General features: G+C 64.3%; 24 protein-coding genes and 1 pseudogene. 12 read left to right on the top strand and 13 right to left on the bottom strand.

The annotated features are described in order from the left end of the window. Nucleotides 1-592: 592 nt before the first annotated feature. Nucleotides 593-1219 (bottom strand): hypothetical protein, encoded by a 627-nt coding sequence (locus EN852_RS41045; protein WP_189546235.1) that lies wholly within the window; start codon nt 1217-1219, stop codon nt 593-595. 14 nt (nt 1220-1233) lie between these two features. Between EN852_RS41045 and EN852_RS43370 the strand changes: the two genes are divergently transcribed. The 3 genes from EN852_RS43370 to EN852_RS28225 all read left to right on the top strand — a co-directional run bounded on the left by EN852_RS43370 (nt 1234) and on the right by EN852_RS28225 (nt 2963). Beyond that, complete coding sequence (locus EN852_RS43370) at nt 1234-1974, top strand: autotransporter outer membrane beta-barrel domain-containing protein (RefSeq protein ID WP_348643480.1); 741 nt, start codon at nt 1234-1236, stop codon at nt 1972-1974. Further along, nucleotides 1881-2633: an autotransporter outer membrane beta-barrel domain-containing protein gene (locus EN852_RS43375; protein WP_348643483.1), complete on the top strand. Its 753-nt coding sequence runs from the start codon at nt 1881-1883 to the stop codon at nt 2631-2633. The genes EN852_RS43370 and EN852_RS43375 overlap by 94 nt, the downstream gene beginning before the upstream one ends. Nucleotides 2634-2711: 78 nt before the next feature. Continuing rightward, nucleotides 2712-2963, top strand: a complete 252-nt coding sequence (locus EN852_RS28225) for a hypothetical protein (protein WP_127878957.1) — start codon at nt 2712-2714, stop codon at nt 2961-2963. A gap of 30 nt (nt 2964-2993) precedes the next feature. Here EN852_RS28225 and EN852_RS28230 read toward each other — a convergent pair whose 3' ends face one another. The 5 genes from EN852_RS28230 to EN852_RS28250 form a co-directional block, all read right to left on the bottom strand. After that, nucleotides 2994-4556 carry a DHA2 family efflux MFS transporter permease subunit gene (locus tag EN852_RS28230; protein ID WP_127878955.1) on the bottom strand — a complete coding sequence of 521 codons (1563 nt, stop codon included), beginning with the start codon at nt 4554-4556 and terminating at the stop codon, nt 2994-2996. A 7-nt stretch (nt 4557-4563) separates the two neighbouring features. Continuing rightward, nucleotides 4564-5517 carry an HlyD family secretion protein gene (locus tag EN852_RS28235; protein ID WP_246694435.1) on the bottom strand — a complete coding sequence of 318 codons (954 nt, stop codon included), beginning with the start codon at nt 5515-5517 and terminating at the stop codon, nt 4564-4566. Between the two features lie 136 nt (nt 5518-5653). Beyond that, nucleotides 5654-6193: a helix-turn-helix domain-containing protein gene (locus EN852_RS28240; RefSeq protein WP_127878953.1), complete on the bottom strand. Its 540-nt coding sequence runs from the start codon at nt 6191-6193 to the stop codon at nt 5654-5656. 250 nt (nt 6194-6443) lie between these two features. Then, nucleotides 6444-6809: an avidin/streptavidin family protein gene (locus tag EN852_RS28245; protein ID WP_127878951.1), complete on the bottom strand. Its 366-nt coding sequence runs from the start codon at nt 6807-6809 to the stop codon at nt 6444-6446. A gap of 222 nt (nt 6810-7031) precedes the next feature. Beyond that, entirely contained in the window at nt 7032-7637 is a 606-nt protein-coding gene (locus tag EN852_RS28250) for an NADPH-dependent FMN reductase (RefSeq protein ID WP_127878950.1), read from the bottom strand. A 90-nt stretch (nt 7638-7727) separates the two neighbouring features. On the opposite strand from EN852_RS28250, the gene EN852_RS28255 reads away from it, so the two are divergent. Then, complete coding sequence (locus EN852_RS28255) at nt 7728-8096, top strand: helix-turn-helix domain-containing protein (protein ID WP_095817326.1); 369 nt, start codon at nt 7728-7730, stop codon at nt 8094-8096. A 170-nt stretch (nt 8097-8266) separates the two neighbouring features. Here EN852_RS28255 and EN852_RS28260 read toward each other — a convergent pair whose 3' ends face one another. Together EN852_RS28260 and EN852_RS28265 are read right to left on the bottom strand one after the other, a co-directional pair. Beyond that, nucleotides 8267-8470, bottom strand: coding sequence for a hypothetical protein (locus tag EN852_RS28260; RefSeq protein WP_127878948.1), 204 nt, complete (start codon nt 8468-8470; stop codon nt 8267-8269). Between the two features lie 107 nt (nt 8471-8577). Next, nucleotides 8578-8973, bottom strand: a complete 396-nt coding sequence (locus EN852_RS28265) for an acyl-CoA thioesterase (protein ID WP_042646168.1) — start codon at nt 8971-8973, stop codon at nt 8578-8580. Nucleotides 8974-9164: 191 nt separating this feature from the next. On the opposite strand from EN852_RS28265, the gene EN852_RS28270 reads away from it, so the two are divergent. From EN852_RS28270 to EN852_RS28280, 3 genes are read left to right on the top strand one after another with little or no spacing between them, the layout of a single operon-like run. Beyond that, nucleotides 9165-10781, top strand: coding sequence for a GMC family oxidoreductase N-terminal domain-containing protein (locus EN852_RS28270; protein WP_127878946.1), 1617 nt, complete (start codon nt 9165-9167; stop codon nt 10779-10781). Then, complete coding sequence (locus EN852_RS28275) at nt 10778-11989, top strand: mandelate racemase/muconate lactonizing enzyme family protein (RefSeq protein ID WP_127878945.1); 1212 nt, start codon at nt 10778-10780, stop codon at nt 11987-11989. Before EN852_RS28270 ends, EN852_RS28275 begins: the two co-directional genes overlap by 4 nt. Then, on the top strand, nt 11986-12903 hold the full coding sequence (locus EN852_RS28280; protein ID WP_127878943.1) for an NAD(P)-dependent oxidoreductase: 918 nt from the start codon (nt 11986-11988) through the stop codon (nt 12901-12903). Before EN852_RS28275 ends, EN852_RS28280 begins: the two co-directional genes overlap by 4 nt. 71 nt (nt 12904-12974) lie before the next feature. Here EN852_RS28280 and EN852_RS28285 read toward each other — a convergent pair whose 3' ends face one another. After that, nucleotides 12975-13913, bottom strand: coding sequence for a diacylglycerol kinase family protein (locus tag EN852_RS28285; protein WP_127878941.1), 939 nt, complete (start codon nt 13911-13913; stop codon nt 12975-12977). 844 nt (nt 13914-14757) lie between these two features. On the opposite strand from EN852_RS28285, the gene EN852_RS28290 reads away from it, so the two are divergent. Then, entirely contained in the window at nt 14758-15273 is a 516-nt protein-coding gene (locus tag EN852_RS28290) for a hypothetical protein (RefSeq protein WP_042646161.1), read from the top strand. A 58-nt stretch (nt 15274-15331) separates the two neighbouring features. On the opposite strand, the gene EN852_RS28295 is transcribed toward EN852_RS28290, so the two are convergent. Further along, nucleotides 15332-15958 carry a hypothetical protein gene (locus EN852_RS28295; protein ID WP_127878939.1) on the bottom strand — a complete coding sequence of 209 codons (627 nt, stop codon included), beginning with the start codon at nt 15956-15958 and terminating at the stop codon, nt 15332-15334. A 232-nt stretch (nt 15959-16190) separates the two neighbouring features. On the opposite strand from EN852_RS28295, the gene EN852_RS28300 reads away from it, so the two are divergent. Next, entirely contained in the window at nt 16191-16592 is a 402-nt protein-coding gene (locus EN852_RS28300) for a DUF2314 domain-containing protein (RefSeq protein WP_246694436.1), read from the top strand. A 3-nt stretch (nt 16593-16595) separates the two neighbouring features. On the opposite strand, the gene EN852_RS28305 is transcribed toward EN852_RS28300, so the two are convergent. Together EN852_RS28305 and EN852_RS28310 are read right to left on the bottom strand one after the other, a co-directional pair. Next, a complete protein-coding gene (locus EN852_RS28305) occupies nt 16596-17567 on the bottom strand; it encodes a DUF3137 domain-containing protein (RefSeq protein WP_127878935.1) in 972 nt (323 codons plus the stop codon). Between the two features lie 81 nt (nt 17568-17648). After that, entirely contained in the window at nt 17649-18692 is a 1044-nt protein-coding gene (locus EN852_RS28310) for a CapA family protein (RefSeq protein ID WP_127878933.1), read from the bottom strand. 157 nt (nt 18693-18849) lie between these two features. On the opposite strand from EN852_RS28310, the gene EN852_RS42565 reads away from it, so the two are divergent. The 3 genes from EN852_RS42565 to uvrB all read left to right on the top strand — a co-directional run bounded on the left by EN852_RS42565 (nt 18850) and on the right by uvrB (nt 23501). After that, nucleotides 18850-19269, top strand: a complete 420-nt coding sequence (locus EN852_RS42565) for a hypothetical protein (RefSeq protein WP_246694437.1) — start codon at nt 18850-18852, stop codon at nt 19267-19269. After that, nucleotides 19239-20099, top strand: a complete 861-nt coding sequence (locus tag EN852_RS28315) for a hypothetical protein (RefSeq protein ID WP_246694438.1) — start codon at nt 19239-19241, stop codon at nt 20097-20099. Before EN852_RS42565 ends, EN852_RS28315 begins: the two co-directional genes overlap by 31 nt. A 306-nt stretch (nt 20100-20405) precedes the next feature. Next, the gene (uvrB, locus tag EN852_RS28320) at nt 20406-23501 is read left to right on the top strand and encodes an excinuclease ABC subunit UvrB (protein ID WP_127878932.1); all 3096 of its coding nucleotides are present in this window, start codon (nt 20406-20408) and stop codon (nt 23499-23501) included. Nucleotides 23502-23572: 71 nt separating this feature from the next. Here uvrB and EN852_RS42570 read toward each other — a convergent pair. Next, nucleotides 23573-23717, bottom strand: a pseudogene (locus EN852_RS42570) (IS110 family transposase); the annotation flags it as partial.

The raw sequence follows: 23717 nt of genomic DNA on the forward strand, positions 1-23717 counted from the left end.
AAGAAAAAATCGGTAATCGACAATTCAACTTCAATACAGGAATCAAACACCAAGTTAACCTCTTCGCGCTCTGGTCGGCGCGCGCTGTCCAGGTCGCCAGGCAACACGGCATGGGTTGGCCAGGGAATTGCAAGGGGCATTGCCATGAGAACTGTCGACGGCGCGGTTCGGCGCATTCGGGGCAATAGGCTGCTTGCGGGGGTAAGCGGGGTCGCGCTGGCCTGCTGGCTTCCAGGCGAGGCCTCGGCTGCGACCTACTACGCTGACAACTTTGCAGAGCTGCAAGCCCGCATCACCACGGCCAATAGCGACGGCGATCCGACTTCGACGATCGTGCTGACCTCCAGCTTTACCACGCCGTCTTCGGGGGGGGACCCTGACGGTCCCAACCAAGCCCATCACCATCGATACGCAAGGTTTCACCCTTTCCGGCCCGCCGAACAGCGGCATCCAATTCTCGGGCGTAGGCGCCATGAGGACGCTGGTGGGCACGTTCATGGGTACAGACGGCGGGAGCTCGGCAGCAGGGCTGCAAATCCGGAACGGGGCGTCGGTCACGAATATGGGCCTCGTCCAGGGCGGAACAAACTCCTTAGGAAATGGAGGTCCTGGCGTCGATTTCGGCGGCCCCGGCGCCATCGTTACCTTGACCAATCACGGAACCATTCGCGGTGGGCCAAGTACAAGCGGTATTGGGGGCATCGGCGTCTTCGTGCGAACCGGTGCTGGGCAGATCGTCAACACCGGCACGATCGAAGGCAGCGGCAATGGTGGCGCAATCGTGGCCAACGTCGCCACCGCCTCGATCGATGTTGTCAACAGCGGCATCATCCGGGCTGGTACCGGCGCCGACGCGATCGGGTGGAGCGTCACGCCCACGACGGGCACAATGCGCCTGGAGTTGCAGGACGGTTCGCAAATCTTCGGCAACGCGGTGGCAAACGCGACGGCGTTCGGGACCACGCCCGTCGCCGCGAGCGATCTCTTCATCCAGACCGCAATCAACGGGCAGGTCAATCTGATCTCCACGGCCGGGGCAACCCTGGGTTTCTGGGACGGTGGCAATACCGGGCTGCATGACAACGGCGTGATCGACGGCGGTGACGGCGTGTGGGATGCGACGAACCGCAACTGGACGGAAGCCGACGGCGCGATCAACGGCCCTCGCCAGTTCCGCCGTGACGGTTCTGAGCGGCGGCGCGCTCGGCGGCAACGGCACGGTGGGCTACGACGTTGCAGGCCGGCGGCGTCATCGCGCCCGGCAACTCGATCGGCCAGTTCACCATCCAGGGCGATTTCACAGGCGCCGGCGGCACGGTCGAGATTGAAACGATACTCGACGGCGATGTCTCGTCTACGGACAGGCTGGTCATCACCGGCGACACGTCGGGCACCGCCAACATCAAGGTGATCCCTGTCGGCGGCGCCGGCGCGCAGACCGTCGACGGCATCAAGATCGTCGATGTCGGCGGCGCCTCTGCCGGCACCTTCAACCTGCAGGGCGACTACATCTTCCAAGGCGACCAGGCCGTGGTGGCCGGCGCCTATGCCTACCGGCTCTATCAGAACGGCATCAGCACGCCGGCTGATGGCGACTGGTATCTGCGCTCGGCGCTGATCAATCCCGTCGATCCGGGCGGCCCGACCTCGCCGCTCTATTCGCCGGCCGCGCCGGTCTACGAGGCCTATGCCGGCGTGCTGCAAAGCTTCACCCAGCTCGGCACGCTGCAGCAGCGCATCGGTAACCGTTCGTGGGGCGGCGAGGCGCAATCGGCGGCAGGCACCCAGGGCGGCGACCCGATCTGGGGGCGCATCGAGGCCTCGCACAGCGAATTCGAGCCGGGCACGAGCACCACACCGGCACCGATTATGACGCCGATCTGTGGCGGCTGCAGGCCAGCCTGGACATGCTGCTTTCCGAAACCGCCTCCGGCATGCTGGTCGGCGGTCTCACCGTCTACTACGGCACGGTGAAATCGGACGTCTCCTCGTCCTTCGGCACCGGCTCGATCGACGCAACCGGCTATGGCTTTGGCGGCACGCTGACCTGGTATGGCAAGAACGGCTTTTATGTCGACACCCAGGCCGTGCTCACCTGGTTCGACAGCGATCTTTCTTCCGCGACACTCGGCAAGAAGCTCGCCGACGGCAACAACGGCTTCGGCTACGGCTTCGGCGTCGAGGCCGGGCAGAAGATAGCGCTCGCGGGCAGCTGGTCGCTGACGCCGCAGGCGCAGCTCTCCTATGCCTCGGTCGACTTCGACAGTTTCACCGATCCCTATGGCGCGCTGATCTCCAACGGCAGCAGCGACAGCCTGATCGGCCGGCTCGGTCTCTCCGCCGATTATGAGAGCGATTGGAAGGACAGCGAGGGCCAGACCAGCCGCTCGCATGTCTATGGGATCGCCAATCTCTACTACGACTTCCTCGACGGCACCGATGTCGACGTCTCCGGCACCAGGCTGACCAGCAAGCCGCAGCAACTGTGGGGCGGCCTGGGTCTCGGTGGCTCGCTGAGCTGGGCCGACGACCGCTATTCCGTTCATGGGGAGCTGCTGGCGCGCACCAGCTTGGAGGATTTCGGCGACAGCCATGCCTTCGGCGGCTCGGTCGGCTTCAGCGTGAAGTGGTAGGCTGGCGACGATAGGTCCAAAAAAGGCAACCAGCGGTCGCTGGAAACTTTCCGACGCGCATAGGAATTTAATCCTTGGATGGGGCGATTCTCGCGGGAGATCGCGGTGGTTCGGCGCAACAAGGCAAAGCAATTATCGGAGTCGGAGCTTGAGCGGTTCATGATAGCGGCGGGAGAGCTGCATCGCAGTATCGTGGCCCCGTTGATATCGACGCAGTGCGATCACTACCGCTCCATGCAAACCCTGCACGAGGCATTGCTGAAAGCGGTGAAGGACATCACCGGCAAGGACGCTGCTTTTATCCGCTGGTTTGGGGCGGGATCGCAGTAAACTGCGTCGCTCGCAGCACTTGCGCGCGCCTCAATGCGCGTCCGGCGGCGGCGCCTTCGGCGTCACGTTGCGCAGGAACGGCACCAGCGCCGTGGCGATGACGAAGGCCACCATGATGACCAGGAACGCGTCGGCATAGGCCATGGTGGAAGCCTCGCGATAGGTGAGCTGCCAAAGCTGCTTAAGCGCGGCGGCGTGGCCGTCGTCGATGGCGCCGGGCAACTGGCCGTAGCGCTGCGCCACGTTGTCGAGGAGGTGCATGGCCGGCTCGTTCTGCGGCGTCAGATGCGAAGCGATCGTCAGGAAATGGAAGTTGGTGCGGTTGTTGAGGATCGCGCCGCAGATGGCGATGCCGACCGCGCCGCCGAGATTGCGCATGGTGTTGAACAGGCCGCTGGCATATTTCAGCCGTTCCGGCGGCAGGCTGCCGAGCCCGAGATTGACGCTGGGCGCGACGGCGAAGACCTGCGGGAAACCGCGAAAGATCTGCGGCAGGAGGAGCTCGGCCGAGCCCCACTGGCTGGTGATGGCGGAAAAACTCCACATCGAGGCGCCGAAGGAGGCCAGCCCGAACATCATCAGCCAGCGCGTGTCGAAGCGCTTGGCAACGAAGATGTAGACCGGCACGCCCACCATCGAGGCGACGCCGGTTGAGAAGACCGCCAGCCCCGTCTCGAACGCGTTGTAGCCGCGCACATAGCCGAGGAACAGCGGCGTCAGATAGATCGTGGCGAAGATGCCGATGCCGGTGATGAAGGACAAAAAACAGCCGATGGCGAAATTGCGGTTGCCGAAGGCGCGGAAATCGACCACCGGCTGCGCATAGGTCAGGCTGCGAACGACGAACAGGATGAGCGTAACCACGGCGATGACGGCGCCGTTGCGGATCGTGGCGTCGTCGAACCAGTTCCAGCGCGAGCCTTCCTCCAGCACATATTCCGCCGTGCCGAGGCTGACCGCCATCAGCGCCATGCCGATATAGTCCGCGCCCTTCAGCAACGACAGATCGCCCTTGTCGATCTTGACCAGCAGCGCAACGAGGATGGTGATGACCACCCCGGGGATGACATTGACGTAGAACAGCCAGTGCCAGTTCAACGTGTCGGTGATCCAGCCGCCGATGACGGGCCCCAGCGTCGGCGCGATCGAGGCGATGCTGCCGACGACGGCGGCGGCATAGACGCGCCTCGGGCCCTGGAAATAATGGAAGGACGAGGTGAATACCGTCGGGATCATCGACGCACCGAGCAGCCCCTGCAGCGCGCGGAACACGATCATGCTTTCGATGTTCCAGGCGAAGCCGCACAGCATGCTGGCCAAAGTGAAGCCGGCCGCCGAGATGGTGAAGAGCCACCTCGTCGAGAAGACGCGTGTCAGCCAGCCCGACAGCGGGATGACGATGATTTCCGCCACCAGGTAGGAGGTCTGGACCCAGCCGATCTGGTCCTGCGCGGCCGACAGGCCGCCGCCGATATCCTGCAGCGAGGAGGCGACGATCTGGATATCGAGCAGCGCGATGAACATCCCCACGCACATCACCATGAACGGCAGGATGCTGGCGAGGAAAGATTGCGGGGCGGCCGGCGCTGACATGGCGCCCTCAATGCGACCCGGTATCGACGGTGACGACAGTGGACAGGCCGGGCCGCAGCGCGACCTTGCTCGCCTGGTCGGCGTCGATCGCGATCCTCACCGGCACACGCTGCACGATCTTGGTAAAATTGCCGGTCGCGTTCTGCGGCGGGATGACGCTGAAAATCGCTCCCGTGGCCGGCCCCAGGCTGGTGACATGGCCCTTGAGCGGCTGGTCGGGAGCGATATCGGCATAGACCGTCGCGGCCTGTCCGTCGGCCATCGCGCGCAACTGGTCTTCCTTGAAATTGGCGTCGACCCACAGGCCCGAGGCAGGAACGATGGTCAAGAGGTAGCTGCCCGGTGAGACATAGGTGCCGACCTGCGCCAGCCTGTTGCCGACGACGCCGTCGATCGGCGAGCGGATTTCCGTGAAGCCGAGGTCGAGTTGCGCGGTGTCGAGATCCGCCTTGGCGGCCGCGACTTCCGCGGTCGCTTCCGAAATCTGGGTGTTGAGGACGTCGAGCTGTTGTCTCGACGCCGCAAGCGCCGCCCGCGCGGCGGCGACGGATGCCTGCGCCTGGCCGTCGGCCGCAGCGCTTTTCTGGGCATCCTGCTGCGAGCCGGTCCTGGCGCTGGCAAGAACCGCGTAGCGCTTGGCGTCCTGCGCGGTGAACGCCGCAGCGGCGCTCTTGGCCTCGAGATCGGCGCTGGCCTGCTCGATCAGCGAGTTCTGCAGCGAGATCTGGGCACGCAGATTGTCGAGCGCCGACTGCTTCTGCTCAACCGATGCCTGCGCGCGTTCCAGCGCCGCCTTGAACGGCCTGTCGTCGATGCGGATGATCGGCTGGCCGGCGCTGACATGCTGGTTGTCCTGACGAGCACCTGGTCGATATGGCCGGCGACGCGCGGCGCAAGCGGCGTGACATTGCCGCCGACATAGGCATCGTCGGTCGTCACCATGAAGCGGTTGGCCTGCCACCACTCGAAGCCATACCAACCGGCGGCAGCGATCGCGATCAGCGCAGCGCCGAGCAGCAATGGCTTGCGCCGCTTCCTGGCCGGCTTCGGGATATCGACGACCGCGGCCTGCAACTCGGCCGGGGAAAGAGTCTTGTTCATCTGCTTCGCGCCTCTTGGCCACCATTCTCGACCAGCGGCAGGCCTGAGCCCTCGCTGCTGAAACGATAGCGTTGCCGCATGCGATCGCTGGCCCTCGGTCCGGTGGCCAGGGTGAAGCCACCGCTGTCGAGCTCCCTGCCAGTCTCCTTGTCGACCAGGACGGGATCGGCCCAGCGCCCGTCAGCCGTGTCCACCACAACGAGGCTCGGGCCTTCGGGCGCCAGATGCCGGTTGCCCCAGGCCAACAGCGTAAGCAGCACCGGGCGGAAATCGCGAGCCTTGGCGGTCAGCACATACTCATGGCGAAGCGGCCGCTCGCAGTAGGCGCGCTTCTCAAACAGCCCGCGCTCGACCAGGCTGTTCAGCCGCCGCGTCAGGATGTTGGGCGCGATATCCAGGCTCTTCTGGAACTGGTCGAAGCGCGTCAGGCCCTGGAAAGCGTCGCGCAGCAACAGGATGCTCCACCACTCGCCAACGTCGTCGAGGCTGCGCGCGATGGGACATGGGCGCGTTTCGAAGCTTGTCTTGGCAACCATCTTCGTGACTCACTTTCAATATGCAAGTCAGACATAGTCGAGTTGATTGCATAATGCAAGTCACTATGCGGCGCGGGGTTGGAAACAGCCGACACGAAGCCGTGAACGGCGCCTCCTGGGCTGCCGGACAGAAGCGTGAGATTTTATCGCGTCGAGGTAAGCGGAGAGACGGTCAGGCCGGCCGTATAGCGCGGGCGATGGCGCCGTTCCTGGCAATCAAAATGGCGCGCAGTGTCTGCTGGCTGTTTGGCTATTCCCGGACGAAGGTGTCGAGGCTCGTGCCAAAGGCACGCCAGGTTCCGACCCGCTTGCGGGAAGCGATTTCGCCTTCCTTGCCGGTGATGGTGCTGCCCGCCACCGTCAGCCACATCGTCTCCAGCTTGCCGTCCCGCAATATGCCGGTGTAGCTCACCGCGGCCGGGCCGGCCGTACCCTCGCCGGCGGCCGTTACTCCAATGACGTCGCCATGCGCGATGCCGAATATCGGCACGGTCTGCCCATAGAAGCTGCTGTCTTCGAGCGCCGTGCGAAACGTGCCTTCAACCCGGCCGCCATCCTCGCCGGTGATGTCGAGGACAGACCCATACTGGTTGCGCCATTTGCCAAGCCAAGGCATTCCGCTCCTCCGCGACCGTCTTCGTATTTCGGCGGATTCGGGCCTGCATCTAACGCGCTGTTCCGAGCGGTCAAGTGACCGGCAGACGTGATCGGGCCAAACGCGGGACAGTGTGACGCTTAAGGGGACCAAGCAAGATAGGCAGCTTTGGTTCTGGTACATTAAAAGGGGGGGCGCCCGGCGCCGCCCCTTCTTACTGGGAGGACAAACTCGATTGACCGCTCAAGCAGCCTGCGCTTCGCCGGCGATCGCGTCGGCGGCACGCGCCGCCTTCAGCACCTTCGCCCACCAGGCGACGTCGTTGACCAGCGCGGCGGCGGCCTGGTTCAGATGCTCGATGTCCTCGAGCTTCTTGTCGCCCTGGCGCACGGCAAGGTAATCGCCCCAGGCGATATGCACGGCCGACTTGACCGGAGCCATCTGCAGCTCGACCGCGATCAGGCGGAGTTGTTCGACCGCGCGCGCGCCACCGACCGAGCCATAGCCGATAAAGCCGGCCGGCTTCTTGTTCCATTCATTGGCGGCGTAATCGATGGCGTTCTTCAAGACACCGGTCGGAGCGTGATTGTATTCGGCGGCGGTGAAGATGAAGCCGTCGAACTCGGCGACCTTTCTCTGCCAGCGCTGCGCCACTTCGTTCTGCGACGGCGCCCAGGCGGAGGAAGCGACCTCGTCGAAGAAGGGCAGCGGCCAGTCACGCAGATCGACGATCTCGACGTCGATATCGTCGTGCGACTTGGCGATCTTGGCGATCCACTGCGTCGGCGCGTCGGCGAAGCGGGCGGCGCGCGTCGAACCGACGACAATGGCGATTTTGGGCTTGGACATAAGGGGCTCTCCTTGCGGGAATTTCTGGTATCGTTTGGATACCGGCGCTATATGTGATACTGACAAATTATCGCGCAAGGAGGCACGTTTTTGTTACTGAGGCACCCGCATATCACCGAGGACTGCCGCGCCGTCTCGGAAATCCTGCAACGGGTCGGCGACAAATGGACCGTGCTCGTGGTCGGCAAGCTGGGCGACGGCGCGCTGCGCTTCAACGAATTGCGCGCCGCCGTCGGCGGCATTTCGCAGAAGATGCTGACCACCACCTTACGCGGTCTGGAACGCGATGGGTTCGTGACGCGAAAAGTGTTTCCGACCATTCCGCCACGTGTCGATTACGAGCTGACCGAGCTCGGCCACGAGCTGCTCGTGCCGGTCGGCGCGCTCGGCGAATGGGCTCGGAAGAACACCAATCGGGTTCGCGAGGCGCGGGCGAGATTCGACAGCCAACAGGCCTGAAACCCTTGTAGTTCAAAGGTTTCTGAACCATTGGATCAACCGTGCGGCTCGGCACCGGACCTATCGCACATTCCGGCTTCGATCGGATTTGCTGGGGCTCCGCAGCCAGCCTCGCAGGTGTCTGCGTGTATCCGTCTCGACAAGGATGACTGTCTTTAGCCGGCCACCGATCAGGCGCTTACAGCGGTAGTGTTGCAGCACGCCGTCGAGCCGTTTTCCTGCCGCGCGGCCTTCTTGTCGATCGCCTTCGGGTCCCTCACGCAGGCGACGCGTGGAAGGTCCTTCCTGACTTCCACATAGGCCGTTATGCCGAGCAGGCAGACCAGCGCGATAAGGGCTGCCACGAGCCAGCCGTTCAGCATGTGTTGACGCATTGTTTTCCCCCTCGCGACCTCAAGATGGGGCGCGAAGGCAACCATTGGATGTCGCGAAGCGCATCTCCCGCGCGGGCGTTGTTACAAAACCGTGAATCGGAGACCTGTCAGCTCTCGGCCGGAACCGGCTTCGGTTTGCCTTCGCCGTCGAGCGCCACCATGACGAAATCGGCATGGGTGACCTTTTCCATCAGGTCGGAAAGGTATCGCTGCGCCCAGGCCTCGACTTTGAGCACCATCGAGGTGCGGCCGACACGCTCGACATGGGTGTAGATGCAGAGCGTGTCGCCGATCTTCATCGGCTTGGCGAAGGACATCTCCTTGACCGCGGCGGTGACCACCCGCCCCTTGGCGCGCTCGGCGGCGCGGATGCCGCAGGCAAGGTCCATCTGCGCCATAACCCAGCCGCCAAAGATGTCGCCGGCCGCATTGGCGTCGGACGGCATGGCGAGCGTGCGCAGCGTGAGGTCGCCAAGCGGTTTTCCGTCCGCGTAATGCACCATGGGGAAGTCCTTCAGCCGCTGCTTTCCTGAACCCGTAGCAACGCGGTTGCGATGTCGCAAGCTCTGCTGAAAGCGAAAACCACGCCGCCGGAGCAGTCGCTTTTTTCACAAGCGATGCCGGAAGGTCCGGCGACGACGTGAACCGGCAATGTCTAGGCTAGGCCGCGAATTTCGGAGCGCGCCCGCCTATCATGCAGACTTATGACTTCATCATCGTCGGCTCCGGCTCGGCCGGCTCGGTCATTGCCGACAAATTGTCGGCCTCGGGCCGCTTTTCGGTGCTGGTGCTGGAGGCCGGCGGGACCGATCGGCGCTTCTACGTCCAGATGCCGCTCGGCTACGGCAAGACCTTCTTCGACCCGGCCGTCAACTGGAACTACAAGGCCGAGCCGGATCCCGGCTTAGCGGGCAATGCCGACCACTGGCCGCGCGGCAAGCTGCTCGGCGGCTCGAGCTCGATAAACGCCATGGTCTTCATCCGCGGCGCGCGCGAGGATTTCGATGCCTGGGCCGCCGCCGGCAATCCCGGCTGGAGCTATGACGACCTCCTGCCCTCCTTCAAGGCGATGGAAGACAATGAAGCCGGCGCCGATCGATGGCGCGGTGTCGGCGGACCGCTGCATGTCACCGATTGTTCGCGCGCTGTGCACCCGCTGACCAAGCGCTATCTCGCCGCAGCCGAGCAGGCCGGCCTGCTCTTCAATCCGGACTTCAACGGCGCCTCCCAGGAAGGCGTCGGCGTCTACCAGATCACCACCAAGAACGGCCGCCGCATGTCCGCCGCCCGCGCCTTCCTGTGGCCGGCGATGAAACGCGGCAACGTTCGCGTCGAGACCAACGCGCTGGCGACAAGAATCCTGTTCGAGGGCAAACGCGCCGTCGGCATCGAATACGAGCAGAACGGCGAGAAGAAAACCGCACGCGCAGGCCGCGAGGTGATCCTATCGGGCGGCTCGATCAACTCTCCGCAATTGCTGCAGCTGTCCGGCGTCGGCCCCTCGGCGCTGCTTGGCAATCTCAACATTCCAGTGGTCCACGCCAATGACAATGTCGGCGCCAACCTGCAGGACCATGTCGGCATCAATTACACGTTCAAAGGCAAGCTGCCGACGCTGAACCAGATCCTGCGGCCCTGGTGGGGCAAGCTGCTCGTCGGCATGCAATACATCCTGGTGCGCTCCGGACCGCTGTCGCTGTCGATGAACAATGCCGGCGGCTTCTTCCGCACCGACCCGTCGATGACGCGGCCGAACATGCAACTCTATTTCCAGGCCTTCTCGACCGTCATCCCGAAGAGCGGCGAACGTCCGATCCTGACGCCCGATCCCTGGCCGGGCTTCTCGATCGGCCTGTCCAACTGCCGGCCTTCGAGCCGCGGCGAGATCATGATCCGCTCGAACAACCCGCGCGACTATCCGAGGATCACGGCCAATGCCTATTCGACCAATGCCGATGTCGACGAGATGCTGGCGGCGGTGAAGTTCGTGCGCAAGATCGCCGCGATGCCGGCCATGGCCGAGATCATCGAGGAAGAGGTGCTGCCTGGACCGTCGATCCGGTCGGACGCCGACCTGATCCAGGATTTCAGGAAACGCTCGGGCACCGTCTATCACCCGGTCTCGACCTGCCGCATGGGGCCGGACGCCACGCGCGCCGTGGTCGACCCGCGGCTGAAGGTTCACGGGCTGGACGGCCTGCGTGTCATCGACGCTTCGATTTTCCCCGACAACATCACGGGCAACACCAATGCCGCCTCGATCCTGACCGGGTGGAAAGGCGCCGACCTGGTTCTGGAGGACCACACATGAAAATCACCGACGTGAAGACCTGGGTTGTCGGCAACCCGCCGCCCGGCATCGGCGGCAAGTATTTCATCTTCGTCAAGCTCACCACCGATGGCGGCGTCGTCGGCTATGGCGAGGCCTACAACGCGACCTTCTCCGCGCATGTTACCGCCAGGATGATCGAGGACATGGCCGAGCGCTACCTCGTCGGTCGCGATCCGCACGATCTCGAAAACCTGTTCCGCCGCATCTATTCCTCCGGCTTCACGCAACGCCCCGACGTCTCCGGCATGGGCTGCTTCTCGGCGCTGGAAATGGCGTGCTGGGACATCATCGGCAAGGAGGCCGGCAAACCGGTCTACAAGCTGCTCGGCGGCCAGGTGCACGAGACGCTGCGCTCCTACACCTATCTCTACCCGCACACCGGCAGCGTTCACTCGGAGGATGCCCGCGGCAAGAACGTCTACAACGACCCCGACATGGCCGCCGCCTGCGCGCTCGAATATGTCGAGCAGGGTTTCAACGCCGTGAAGCTCGACCCGGCTGGCCCCTACACCGCCTATGACGGTCACCAGCCGCGCCTGATCGATATCGACCTCTCGGCGCGGATGATCAAGGCGATCCGCGAGGCTGTCGGCACCAGAGCCGACATCCTGTTCGGCACGCACGGCCAGTTCACCGCATCCGGCGCGCTGCGCATGGCGCGCGCCATCGAGCCTTACGATCCGCTGTGGTTCGAGGAGCCGGTGCCGCCTGATATGCCCGAGGTGATGGCGCAGGTCGCCCGCGGCACCTCGATCCCGATCGCCACTGGCGAGCGGCTGACCACGAAATTCGAGTTCGCCCGCGTCATCGAGAACCGCGCCGCGACCATCCTGCAGCCGGATCTCGGCCGCTCCGGCGGCATCCTCGAGACCAAGAAGATAGCCGCCATGGCCGAGGCCTACCACATCCAGGTGGCGCCGCACTGCTATTGCGGCCCGATCGTCGGCGCCGCCAACATCCAGCTGGCCGTCACCCTGCCCAACTTCCTCATCCTGGAATCGCTGAAGCAGTGGGACGGTTTCCATGCCACCCTGCTCAAGAAGAAGATCGAATGGCAGGACGGCAATGTCATTCCGTCCAAGGAGCCCGGCCTCGGCGTCGAGCTCGACGAGGCGGTCTGCGACGCGCATCCCTATAGCGGCAAGGACCTGCATCTGCAGATGATGCAGACGCCGCTGATGCCGTGACCCTCGCTTACGCCTTCATCGGCCTTGGCCATCTCGGCGGCAACCTTGCCGCCAGCCTGCCGCGCAACGGCTTTGTCGTCACTGTCTTCGACCGCGACCCGGCGGCGGTCGAGCGCCTCGTCGCGCTCGGCGCCATTGCGGCGGACAGCCCGGCCGAGGCTGCCGCCCGTGCCGGCAATGCGATCACCTGCCTGCCCTCGCCAAAGGTCAGCGAAGCGGTGCTCGCCGACCCGGACGGATTGCTCGAGGGTCTGCCGGCGGGCGGCACCTGGATCGAGATGTCGACCAATGGCCGCGACGAGATTTTGCGGCTCGCCGCGCTTGCTTCGGCAAAGGGCATCGAGACGCTGGAATGCCCGGTCACCGGCGGCGTGCATCTGGCGGCGGCGGGCAGGATCACCGCGCTCGTCGGTGGCGATCCCGCACTCTACGAGAAGCACCGGCCGGCGATTGAGGCGATGTGCGCGAAATCCTTCCTGATGGGCCCGATCGGCTCGGCCGCGGTGATCAAGGTCATCACCAACATGCTGGCATTCATCCATCTGGTCGCCGCCGGCGAAGCGCTGATGCTGGCCAAGCAAGGCGGGCTCGACCTTGCACAGGCCTACCACGCCATCGTCGCCTCCTCCGGCAACAGCTTCGTCCATGAGACTGAAAGCCAGCTTGTGCTCAACGGCTCCTACGATATCGGCTTCACCATGGACCTGGCGCTGAAGGACCTTGGCTTCGCGCTCGCGATGGGCCGGGATTTCGGCGCGCCGCTCGATCTGGCATCGCGCGTCAACGCGATTTTCGAGGAGGGCAAGCGCGCGTACGGCGGCAATGCCTGGTCGACGCAGATCGTCAAGCTGCTCGAGGATGCGGTCGGCACGGAGCTTCGCGCGCCGGGCTTTCCGGCCAGGCTCGAACTGTAATCCGGCTAAAATTAGCCAGCTGTTTCAATCGCCTGACTGCGCCGGTTGAATCGGCCTCTCAAGCAGTTGATTCAGCCTCTCAAGGTCAGCGCGCCTGGCAGGATTTCGAACGTCGCCGGAATCCGGCCCGGCGACTCCCCGTCTATATCCACCAGCGCACCGTTCTTCTCGATATTACCTAACGGCTCGACCAGCACCTTGCGTCCGCGCAGGATGGTGATCGCCGGATGGTCGCGGTGGCGGCCGCCATAGAGCAGGCGGATGTCCCTTATCAGGCCGAGCTTGCCGGCGGCGCGCAGGATGACGATGTCGAACTGGCCGTCGGCAAGTTCGGCGTCCGGGGCGATCATCATGCCGCCGCCGAAGAATTTGCCGTTGGCCACCGCCATCAGCGCCATGCGTGCCTCGACCGGCTCGCCGTCGTCGATGGTGATCCGAACGTCCTGGAAGCGATAGCGGACGAACTCCAGCACCGTGCGCCAGAAGAACAGCGCCTTGGCCGAGACCCTGCCCTTGCGCTTGTCGGCATTGACGGCGCGATCGGTGGCGCCGGACAGGCCCAAGCTGGCGATGTTGATGAAGTGGCGGCTGGCCAGCGCGCCATGATCGTCGATATAGCAGACGCGGCCGGCGTCGATTTTCCGACCCTTGGCATCCGCCATTTGCTTGACCGAGGCGTCTATGCCGCGCGGCAGGCCAAGCCCGCGCGCGAAGTCGATGCCGGTGCCGCAGGGCAGAAGTCCAAGCGCGCTTTCATGACCGATCTCGGATTGCGCCTGCAAAAGCCCGTCGGCCACCTCGCTGGCGGTGCCGTCGCCGCCGGCCGCGATCACCAGCTCGCATCCGCTGGCTGCGAGGTCGATCGCCAGCCGCTCGGCGTCGCCGCTGGCTTGCGTCTCGCGCAGGTCGAAATCGCCGAAATTCGCCTTGAGCGATGCCGCGGCCTCCGCCCAATGCCGCTTGAGCTTGCCGCCTCCGGCAATCGGATTGAGAACCACCCCGACCTTCAATCCGACCTCCCCCGAGGCACATCGCACAAATGCGCGGCGGAGTCCGCGCTGGCGCCCAAGTCCTTTGCCGGTCCAAACTTCAATGCCGGCCCAAACTCTTTTGCCGGCATTGAAACGCGGACCGGCCGGCGGGGCAAGGCTCCAACATCGAAGGTCGGTAAAAAAGCGGGGCAGGCTGTCTAAGGGGTTCGGCCGCCGAGTTCCGAGGCTTTTGCCGTTGGTCCCCGATAATCCCGCTATCCACAGGCGGGTGGGCATTCCGCAAACCGCTTACCCGGCGTACATTCAACCCATCTCAGGCGGCCACTGAACGCCCCAGCCGAAAGGCAAAAGCGCAAGGCGGATTTCCTGAGGCCCGTACGGCCCAGAACGAGAGCAGGTTCGCCTGTTGGAGGGACGGATGCCGAGACCTACGGGTGCCGCGGAAAGCGTGCCAACGCCGACGGGCGGACCGATGCTGCCATGAAGGCCGGGAAAAACCTTCGATGGCACGCTGGGCGAAGCCCGCAAGGGTGGAGATCGGCGTGGTCTGGAACGGGCGCTGCCCTCGGGTGGTGACTGGCAGGACCGTCAAAATCAAGGCTGGCCTGGCGCGACGACTTTACGGAAGTTGCTGCCTTGACCGGTTCCTGATCTGACAGGGAGGCGCTGGGAGAAATCCCAGCGCCGACTGTCTTTTTGGGACGGCCAGGCCTGCCTGAGGCATTTCGGTCACAGTCGCCGCCTGAGCAAACCTTCGGAAACGCCCCGTCATCCACATTTCACAATCGCGGCCAAATCCCGCCTTGTTCGGCGCGGATTGATGCAAGTGGGAAATGGGTAGCGATTTCGAAGGGACAAGACCGTGATCAAGACCGCCCTTGTCGCCATGACCATCGTCGGCTGCGACTGCGACGCCAAGCTGTGCGAATATATCGGCGAGACGCCGGCCAAATGGGCGACGATCGCCGACTGCGAAGCGGCGATGAAGAGCCAGATGCTGCATCAGCGCAATTTCAACTATCCGCTGGTTTCAGGCATCTGCCGCGTCAAAGGCTCGGCCTCGTCGTCCGAACTTGCGGCGAAAGCCTCCAGGCCGGATCTGAAGCCCAGGAACCGCGTCGTCGAAACCATCGCCCCGCTGCCACCCGAGCTCGACCATCGCCCAAGCGTTCCGGTGGGCGGAACGGTGACGGCCAGCGAAACCGAAGCCGCGAAGCCGGTCGCCTTCGATGGGTCGGTCGATGGCGGCCGCGCCGTGCTTTACCGTACCAAGGCCGGCTATGCCGTGGTCAAGACCGATCTCAGCCGCGCCGCCGGCGCGACCGTGGACGCGGCGAAGCGCTCGGCTAGCTGGCTGGCCGGTCTGACCGGGCTGTAGACCTGCCCAAAGTGTGTAGAGATCAGGTCAGGCCGGCCTCACCTGAATATCGGCAGCCTCACAGCTTGATCTTCAGGGTCTCCCAGAACTTGTCGATCAGCGGCTGTTCCGTGGCGTTGTCCTGATCGCCGATGCGCGTGATGAACAGCAGCCCCTGATCGGCAGTGCCGAACCCGACGATCTCGAAATTCGCGCTGTCGGTGCGCGTCTTCACCGTAGCTTTAAGTCCGGTCAGTTCCTTGCCGTCGGCAAGCTTGCGGGTCGTCGGCTGCTGCGTCAACCGCCCGCCCGCCTGGACCGTTTCCCTGGTCATCTCCTGCAGCATCAGCTGGTTGAGGGAGACCGGGTTCATCTCGTCGTATTTCTGCACCACGACGAGGGTGCCGAGCGCAGATGCCATCAGATACTGGGCGATGCCGTCGCCGAGATCGGTCCTCGTGACCGAATAATTGCTTGGATGGACGAAGGAGAAGGTGCCGCCGGAGAAGGTGGCGAAGTCATTGTGCTCGAGCCTCACCTTGCTGGTCTTGCCGCTGGGGAGCTTCACATCGATATCCTCGCCCGGATCGATGTCGACGGTCACGCCATCGATGGTCAGCTTAAAGGCCTTCGGGTCTTCGGCACGGACAACCCCGGCGCAAAGCATGATCGCGCCGAACGCCGCAGCCGCAATTCTCAGTCGCATGTCCTGTCCTCTCCGCGCAATTTCGACGTAGCGCTTATCATTTTTTGAAGACGGTTGAGGTTGTCACTCTGCAACACCCGGTTGATCACATCCCCGCGATGCGGAAAGATAGCGGCCTTTCGAAAATGGGGGCCCTTCGATGACCTTGGCTGTTCGCGCCGCACTGTGTCTTGTCTCTGTGTTGGGGTCGGCGACGGCCGGCGCTCAGGCTACCGATCCGAACGATGACCACGTGACCATATTCGCTCCCGGCGATCCGGAAATGGCAGCCGCGACAAAGCAGGCGCTTTCCAGCCTCGACGAGTTCCTCGCGCTCGCCGACAGCCCTCCAGCCGGCACATCGCGCTTCAAGCTGAAGGTGAAGGTAAAGGACGGCAATATCACCGAGCATTTCTGGGTCGTGCCCTTCCGCCGCACCGAAGCCGGATTCGTCGGAATCCTGTCGAACCAGCCCGCCGAGGTGCATAACGTCGTGCTCGGCCAGAACATCGAATTCACCAGGGATGACATTTCCGACTGGGGCTACACCAGGAACGGCCATCAGGTCGGCAGCTTCACCGTCTGCGTGATGCTCAAGAAGATGTCGAAGGAAGAGGCCGAGTACATGCGTACCCAATACGGCTTCGACTGTTGAGCTTCACTCGGCAGCTTCATCCCTTGCGCCGGTCTTGCGCACCAGCGCTGCCGTCGCCAGCATGGCGCCGAGATCAGTGATCATCGGCGCGACATGCCTGTTGTAGTCGATCGGTTCCGAAATATCCGGCAGCTCGAAGAAGTTCTGCGAACGCGGCATCAACAGAAAGCCGTCGCTGCCGCTGAGCGCCACCCGCGCCTGGTCGTAGGGCCACGTCTCGCGCAGCCAGGTCAGCGCCTGCGCCATCCGGCCGGTCACCAGCGGCCGCGCCGCCTCGACATTGTCGGTGCGGAATTCATAGGTGGCATCCAAGTCCTCGACGCCGGATGACAGCTCCTGCATCTTCGAGGCGAACATGCCGCGGAAGAAATGCGCCACCTTACCGGCCTTGCGCGCCGCAACCAGCGTTCCCGGGAACGGCTCGATGGTCTCGAAGGCGACGATGACGCCCTTGAAGGCGGTCGTCTCGCTCTTGCCGGAACCCTCCCAGAGCTTCGCCTCATAGAGCTCGAAGGGAAAATCTTCGTAGCGCCCCGAAATGACGTCGTCGAAGCTCTGCCGGTTGAAGGCGCCGACCGTTTCCCGCGGCATCCTGTCGAAGGAGTTCGGCCGCGCGCCATGCTGGTAGCGGACATCGCGCACGAAGCCGAAGATCATCGGCAGCAGCGTGTCGCGGAACGACTGCTGCAGCCGGGTCGCTGGCCGCAGCGCCTGGAAATAGAGCACCACCGCAACGATCACGCCGCCGAGATAGAGAAAGACATGCGGCGTCGAGAGCCACTGTTCGTGCGGATCGGCGGCGGCGTTGAACAGCCAGGCTATCAGCGCGACAAAGACGACGACCAGGCCGACGAACACCGGCACCCGCCAGCGAACCTGTCTCTGAACCGACGCCCGTTTCGCCTCATACGCCTCGATGCCGCGCCTGATGCCCGCGATCACCGCCTCGCTCGGCATGAAATCCGCTGCTTCCATGGCCACCCCCGGCCGCCGCTGAGATCGGCTCATGATAGCGGCTTTTGCGCGAAAGTCGCCTGCGCTCGCGGCTATGTGCACCTAGTTCGCGGCAGCTGGAAAAATCGCCTCGAGCCGCGCCGCAACCCTTTGCTTGAGGGGGCCATCCAACGCCTCCACCGGCACCAGCCGCTCGTGATTGCCTGCTCGCAGCCGCATGAAGAAATGCTGCCGGTAGGCGGCGATCATGCCGCGCGTGGCGGGATCGGCGCTGACATCGACGACGAATATCGAGCCGATCCGTGCCGGCCATGGCAGCCTGGCCAAGGCAGTGCCGAGGAAATCGCCGAGCCCATAGGCGGTGACGCTGCCGCCGATCCGTTCGACCGGTTGCACGACATGGGCGTGATGCCCGACGATCAGCCCAGCGCCATAGTCCGCCAGCCGCTTCGCCAACGCCCGCGTCGCCGGCCTCGGAAAATGCCGGAACTCCCAATCCCAATGCGGCACCGCGCAAAGCAGGTCGATGTCGGAAGCAGCCTCGCGCGACCATTTGGCGGCACGCACGGAGATACGTTCCTCAAATGGCACGGTGCCGGTGTTACGCCAGAGCGTGAAGGCCGCGAAGCCGATGGTCAGCGATCCGGCCGCATGACGCTGGACCGGTCCGCCGGCAAGCGTGCCGATGGTCCGGATCCCGAGCCGGCTGAGCGCCGCGATCGTTTCCTCGAAACCGGCAATCCCCTGGTCGAGCACATGGTTGTTGGCCAATGACAGCACGAGCCTGTCGCGCGCGATGCCCGCGACTGCGAGCGCACCGGCCAGGAAATTCTCGCTCATCGCATGATGCGTGCCGAGCCATGTACCCATCGCCGCGCGTGGGCGCTCGACGATCGGGCTTTCGCAATTGCCGACCACGAGGTCGGCGGATGAAAGCAGCGCGGCGATCGCCGGATCGCATTCTGGGACATCGCGATTGGCGACCGCCGAGATGTCGCCGACGAACGCCAGCCGCACCGTCCGCATCGGCGGCGGATCGATCAAGCTCGCCGCCGGCACCGCGAAACCGCTTCCGTCGCCGCCAAGCGAGGGTCTCAGCAAGCGCGGCAGCCATGACAGCTTGTAGGAAAGTGGATAGTTCGACACGGGCAGGTCCAGTTTTATCCTCTGTAGACTGTCTGTCCGGCCGGTTGAAGCCGGACGCCATTGCGAAAGTGCGCTCGCCGGTCGGCACGGACTGGGAGGGACGCCTTGAGCCAAATATGTGTATGCTCGCGACATGACGCAGTGGAGGGCGATGACGATGCGTAGAGCGATCCTTGTAGCAGCCTTGTTTGCATTTCTGCCTGCGTCCTTCGCCTGGGCGGAGATGCCGGAAGCAGCCAACACAATGTTCGAGGCCAGGAGCGTGAGCGAACGCAACGCGGCGCTGTCGACGCTAGAGACGGCAGCAGCCAAGGACCCGGCATCGGCCTATGCCGCCGGCGCCGGCGAATTCTTCACCGCCCTTGAGCTGCTGGCCGGCGGTCTGCATCGCCACGGTTTCGAAAGCCCGAAATCCTTCATGCTGCCGCTGATGCAGTTGCCTGTGCCGGACAACCCCGACCCGCAACCGCTACCTATGAAGAATTCCGTGCCATCCTGGTCGCCTTTCGCGACCGGCTGGAAAAATCCGCCGCCACGCTGGGCTCCGTGCCGAACGATGCCGATATCGGCATGGTGATCGACCTCACCCGCGTCGGCATCGATCTCAACGAGGATGGCAAGCTGGTGCCCGACGAAAGCATCGCCGCGATCATGGCCTCGCTTGCCCACGGCAGCATCGACACCAGCAACACTGCGCCGTCGCTGACCTTCCGCTTCGACCGCGCCGACGGTTTCTGGCTGCAAGGCTACGCCGAGTTCCTGATGGCGCAGGCCGATTTCTGGCTGGCGCATGATTTCAGGGCCATGTTCGACGGCTCCTTCCACATGCTGTTCCCGCGCGCCAAGCTGCCCTTGCAGGATGCGCTGGTGCCGCCGGATGGCGGCATGAGCGGCAACATCTTCACTTCCGAATGGCGCTTCGCCGACTTCGTCTCACTGGTGCATCTCGTCAACTGGCCGGTGGTCGAGCCGGAGCGCCGGCAGGCCGCGCGCCGCCACCTTCTGGAAATGATCCGGCTGTCGCGCGAGGACTGGAAGGCGATCCTGGCCGAGACCGACAATGACCGCGAATGGCTGCCAGGGCCGCAGCAGAAAGGCGCCAATCCCCTCACCGGCCTCGAGGTCGGCCAGGAGCAGGTGACGGCCTGGCTCGCCACGCTGACCATGGCCGAGGACCTTCTGGAAGGTCGCGCGCTGCTGCCGCATTTCCGCATCGCCGGCAAGGGCATCAACATGAAGCGCTTCTTCGACGAGCCGAAACCCTTCGACCTCGTGCTGTCGATCACCGGCCCCGGCATCGCGCCTTATCTGGAAAGCGGCAGGATCCTCACCAGCGACGATTTCGGCCAGATCCGGCGCGAGTTCGGCGGCGCTGGGTTTTTGACATTCGCGCTGTGGTTCAATTGAGTCTTGGGTTCCTCGCCTCCACGGACGTGGGGGAGGTGGCTCGGCGAAGCCGAGACGGAGCGGGGGAGCGCCGGTTCGGGCAGCGCCTCGACGAGAAGGGTTCCGACCTTACGAAGCCCCCTCTCCGTCCGCTTCGCGGACACCTCTCCCCCGCCCGAGGCGGGACGAGGAATCGGGTCGGCGTTAGCCTCGCCCAGCGGATCATGACGTCTCTCCTGACAGCCTTCTGTCAGCAGCGTCCGCGCTTGGGCAGCGCCGTTTCACTCGCCCCTTTCCATTTCGGCCGAGTCCACCCATATTCGGCCCATGGCCAGACATCCTGACAAGAAGACGCCTTCGCAAGACGGCGCGCCGAAGCGGCGCAGCCCGCTGACCGACTTCCTCGACGCCGCCGAGCCGTTGAACCCCGGTGGCTTCGCCGAGGCGCCGCAGACCGAGTTTTCCGGCGCGCCCCTGACCGGCTCGATCTCCGATTGGGCCGGGCAGATCGAGCGCGAGGCGGAAAAGCAGCCGAAGGCCAAAGCCCCGAAGAAGATCCCCGAGCGCTCGTCGGCGCCGGGGCGTACGGCGCGCGGCACCTCGATGGGCGGCGCGGCTTCGGCCAAGGAACGCGCCGCCGCCGGCCTCAACCCGGTCGCCGGCCTCGACATCAGCCTGGAGGATGCCGAGACGGTTTCGTCGAGCGGTGTCACCGCGACTGTTGCCGCCCTGTCGGCGCTGATCGAATCCGGCAATCCGCTGCACAAGGACGGCCAGCTCTGGACGCCGCACCGTCCGGCCCGGCCGGAAAAGTCGGAAGGCGGCATCGCCATCAAGATGGTGTCGGACTTCGAGCCCGCCGGCGATCAGCCGACCGCCATCAAAGACCTCGTCGAAGGCGTCGACCGGAACGACCGCACCCAGGTCCTGCTCGGCGTCACCGGCTCGGGCAAGACCTTCACCATGGCCAAGGTGATCGAGGAAACGCAGCGCCCTGCCCTGATCCTGGCGCCCAACAAGACGCTGGCCGCGCAACTCTACGCCGAGTTCAAGAAATTCTTCCCCGAGAACGCGGTCGAGTATTTCGTCTCCTACTACGACTATTACCAGCCGGAGGCCTACGTCCCGCGCACCGACACCTATATCGAGAAAGAATCCTCGATCAACGAGCAGATCGACCGCATGCGCCACTCGGCAACGCGCTCGCTGCTCGAACGCGACGACGTCATCATCGTCGCTTCCGTCTCCTGCATTTATGGTATCGGCTCGGTCGAGACCTATACGGCGATGACTTTCCAGATGCAGGTCGGCGACCGGCTCGACCAGCGCTCGCTTCTCGCCGACCTCGTCGCCCAGCAGTACAAGCGGCAGGACATCAACTTCGTGCGCGGCTCGTTCCGCGTGCGCGGCGACACGATCGAGATCTTTCCAGCCCACCTCGAGGACCGCGCCTGGCGCATCTCGATGTTCGGTGACGAGATCGAGTCCATCACCGAATTCGATCCGCTGACCGGCCAGAAGACCGGCGAGCTGAAGAGCGTCAAGATCTACGCCAATTCGCACTATGTGACTCCGCGCCCGACCTTGAATCAAGCCATCAAGTCGATCAAGGAAGAACTCAAGCATCGCCTGCAAGAGCTTGAAAAGGCTGGACGCTTGCTGGAGGCGCAGCGGCTGGAGCAGCGCACGCGCTTCGACCTGGAGATGCTGGAGGCGACCGGCTCCTGCGCCGGCATCGAGAACTATTCGCGCTATCTCACCGGCCGCGCCCCGGGCGAGCCGCCGCCGACTTTGTTCGAATATGTGCCCGACAATGCGTTGATCTTCATCGATGAGAGCCATGTCACCGTGCCGCAGATCGGCGGCATGTATCGCGGCGACTTCCGCCGCAAGGCGACGCTGGCCGAGTACGGATTCCGCCTGCCCTCCTGCATGGACAACCGGCCGCTGCGCTTCGAGGAATGGGACGCCATGCGCCCGCTGTCGGTCGCCGTTTCGGCGACGCCCGGCGGCTGGGAACTGGAGCAGTCCGGCGGCGTCTTCGCCGAGCAGGTCATCCGCCCGACCGGGCTGATCGATCCGCCGGTCGAGGTGCGCCCGGCCAAGAGCCAGGTCGACGACGTGGTCGGCGAGATCCGCGATACGACCCGGGCCGGCTATCGCACGCTGGTTACCGTTCTCACCAAGCGCATGGCCGAGGACCTCACCGAGTATCTGCATGAGAACGGCATCCGCGTCCGCTACATGCACTCCGACATCGACACGCTGGAACGCATCGAGATCCTCCGCGATCTCCGCCTCGGCGCCTTCGACGTGCTGGTCGGCATCAACCTTCTGCGCGAGGGTCTCGACATTCCCGAATGCGGCTTCGTCGCCATTCTCGATGCCGACAAGGAAGGCTTCCTGCGTTCCGAAACCTCGCTGATCCAGACCATCGGGCGCGCCGCCCGCAACGTCGACGGCAAGGTCATCCTCTATGCCGACCAGATCACCGGCTCGATGGAGCGGGCGATGGCGGAGACGAACCGCCGCCGCGAGAAGCAGATGGAGTGGAACGCCGCCAACGGCATCACGCCGGAATCGGTCAAGTCGCGCATCGCCGACATTCTCGATTCCGTCTACGAGAAGGACCATGTCCGGGCCGACATCTCGCAGTTCACCGACGATGCCGGTGCGATGATCGGCAACAATTTGAAGACCCACCTCGAGGCGCTCGATAAGCAGATGCGCGACGCAGCCGCCAATCTCGACTTCGAGAAGGCCGCGCGCATCCGCGACGAGATCAAGCGGCTGCGCGAAATGGAGCTTGCCATCTCCGACGACCCGCTGGCGCGCGAGGTGGAAAGCCAAAGCCCCGCTTCGGGCCGCGAGAAAGGCAAGCACAACAAGGGCGTCGCCAAACATCGCACGGCCGAGGAGCAGGAGCGTTTCCGCAGGCTCGATGAGGCGCGCGCTGCCGAAGAAGCCGCCAAGGCGGCCAGGCCCAACATGTTCCGCAAGCCGCATCTCGACGAGATGGGCGCCGACGGCGCCGTGCCGGTGAAGAAGCCACTCTTCGCCAAGCCGTCGCTCGACGACATGGGCCCCGGCACGGACATGGCGACGCCGGCAGGCGCGGTATCGCGCTCGCTGTTCAAGAAGCAGTCTGCGCAGGAGGCGCATGGCTCCGACTTCGGTATTCCCGGCGACCGCGCCAAGCCGCTGTTCAGGAAAAACTCGCTCGACGAGATGACGGTGCGGCGGACGGAAAAACCCGTCGAGGGAAAAGTGCCGGCGAAGCCAAAGCCGATTTCTCCCACGCCGGAAGGCCGCGACGACAAGCCGATCGTTCGCCAACGTTCGGGCATCGGCTCCTACGAAGACCCGGCCGACGAGCGCCGCCAGAAGCGGCGTCCGGGCAAGACTGGACGGCCGGGGCAGTAGCGCCTTCTTCCTTCTCCCCTTGCGGGAGAAGGTGGCCGCGCAGCGCCGAGACGGATGAGCAACTGTGTTTGTCAGAGCCTGTTTGGATTCCAAGGTTCGTTGTTTCGGATCATTGCACTGAGGATGGTCAGGATCTTTCGCGCGACGGCGACGAGCGCGACCTTGGGCTCTTTGCCCTTGGCAATGAGACGCTGATGGAAGGCCTTGAGGACAGGA

Source organism: Mesorhizobium sp. M2E.F.Ca.ET.209.01.1.1 (assembly GCF_004010375.2).
In the GTDB taxonomy this organism is placed as follows: domain Bacteria; phylum Pseudomonadota; class Alphaproteobacteria; order Rhizobiales; family Rhizobiaceae; genus Mesorhizobium.

Coding starts and splice junctions, on each gene's coding strand:
- EN852_RS28225 (WP_127878957.1), top strand. CDS start 2,712: ATGGGGCGATTCTCGCGGGAGATCGCGGTGGTTCGGCGCAACAAGGCA.
- EN852_RS28230 (WP_127878955.1), bottom strand. CDS start 4,556: ATGTCAGCGCCGGCCGCCCCGCAATCTTTCCTCGCCAGCATCCTGCCG.
- EN852_RS28240 (WP_127878953.1), bottom strand. CDS start 6,193: ATGGTTGCCAAGACAAGCTTCGAAACGCGCCCATGTCCCATCGCGCGC.
- EN852_RS28245 (WP_127878951.1), bottom strand. CDS start 6,809: ATGCCTTGGCTTGGCAAATGGCGCAACCAGTATGGGTCTGTCCTCGAC.
- EN852_RS28250 (WP_127878950.1), bottom strand. CDS start 7,637: ATGTCCAAGCCCAAAATCGCCATTGTCGTCGGTTCGACGCGCGCCGCC.
- EN852_RS28260 (WP_127878948.1), bottom strand. CDS start 8,470: ATGCGTCAACACATGCTGAACGGCTGGCTCGTGGCAGCCCTTATCGCG.
- EN852_RS28265 (WP_042646168.1), bottom strand. CDS start 8,973: ATGGTGCATTACGCGGACGGAAAACCGCTTGGCGACCTCACGCTGCGC.
- EN852_RS28270 (WP_127878946.1), top strand. CDS start 9,165: ATGCAGACTTATGACTTCATCATCGTCGGCTCCGGCTCGGCCGGCTCG.
- EN852_RS28275 (WP_127878945.1), top strand. CDS start 10,778: ATGAAAATCACCGACGTGAAGACCTGGGTTGTCGGCAACCCGCCGCCC.
- EN852_RS28295 (WP_127878939.1), bottom strand. CDS start 15,958: ATGCGACTGAGAATTGCGGCTGCGGCGTTCGGCGCGATCATGCTTTGC.
- EN852_RS28305 (WP_127878935.1), bottom strand. CDS start 17,567: ATGGAAGCAGCGGATTTCATGCCGAGCGAGGCGGTGATCGCGGGCATC.
- EN852_RS42565 (WP_246694437.1), top strand. CDS start 18,850: ATGCGTAGAGCGATCCTTGTAGCAGCCTTGTTTGCATTTCTGCCTGCG.
- uvrB (WP_127878932.1), top strand. CDS start 20,406: ATGGCCAGACATCCTGACAAGAAGACGCCTTCGCAAGACGGCGCGCCG.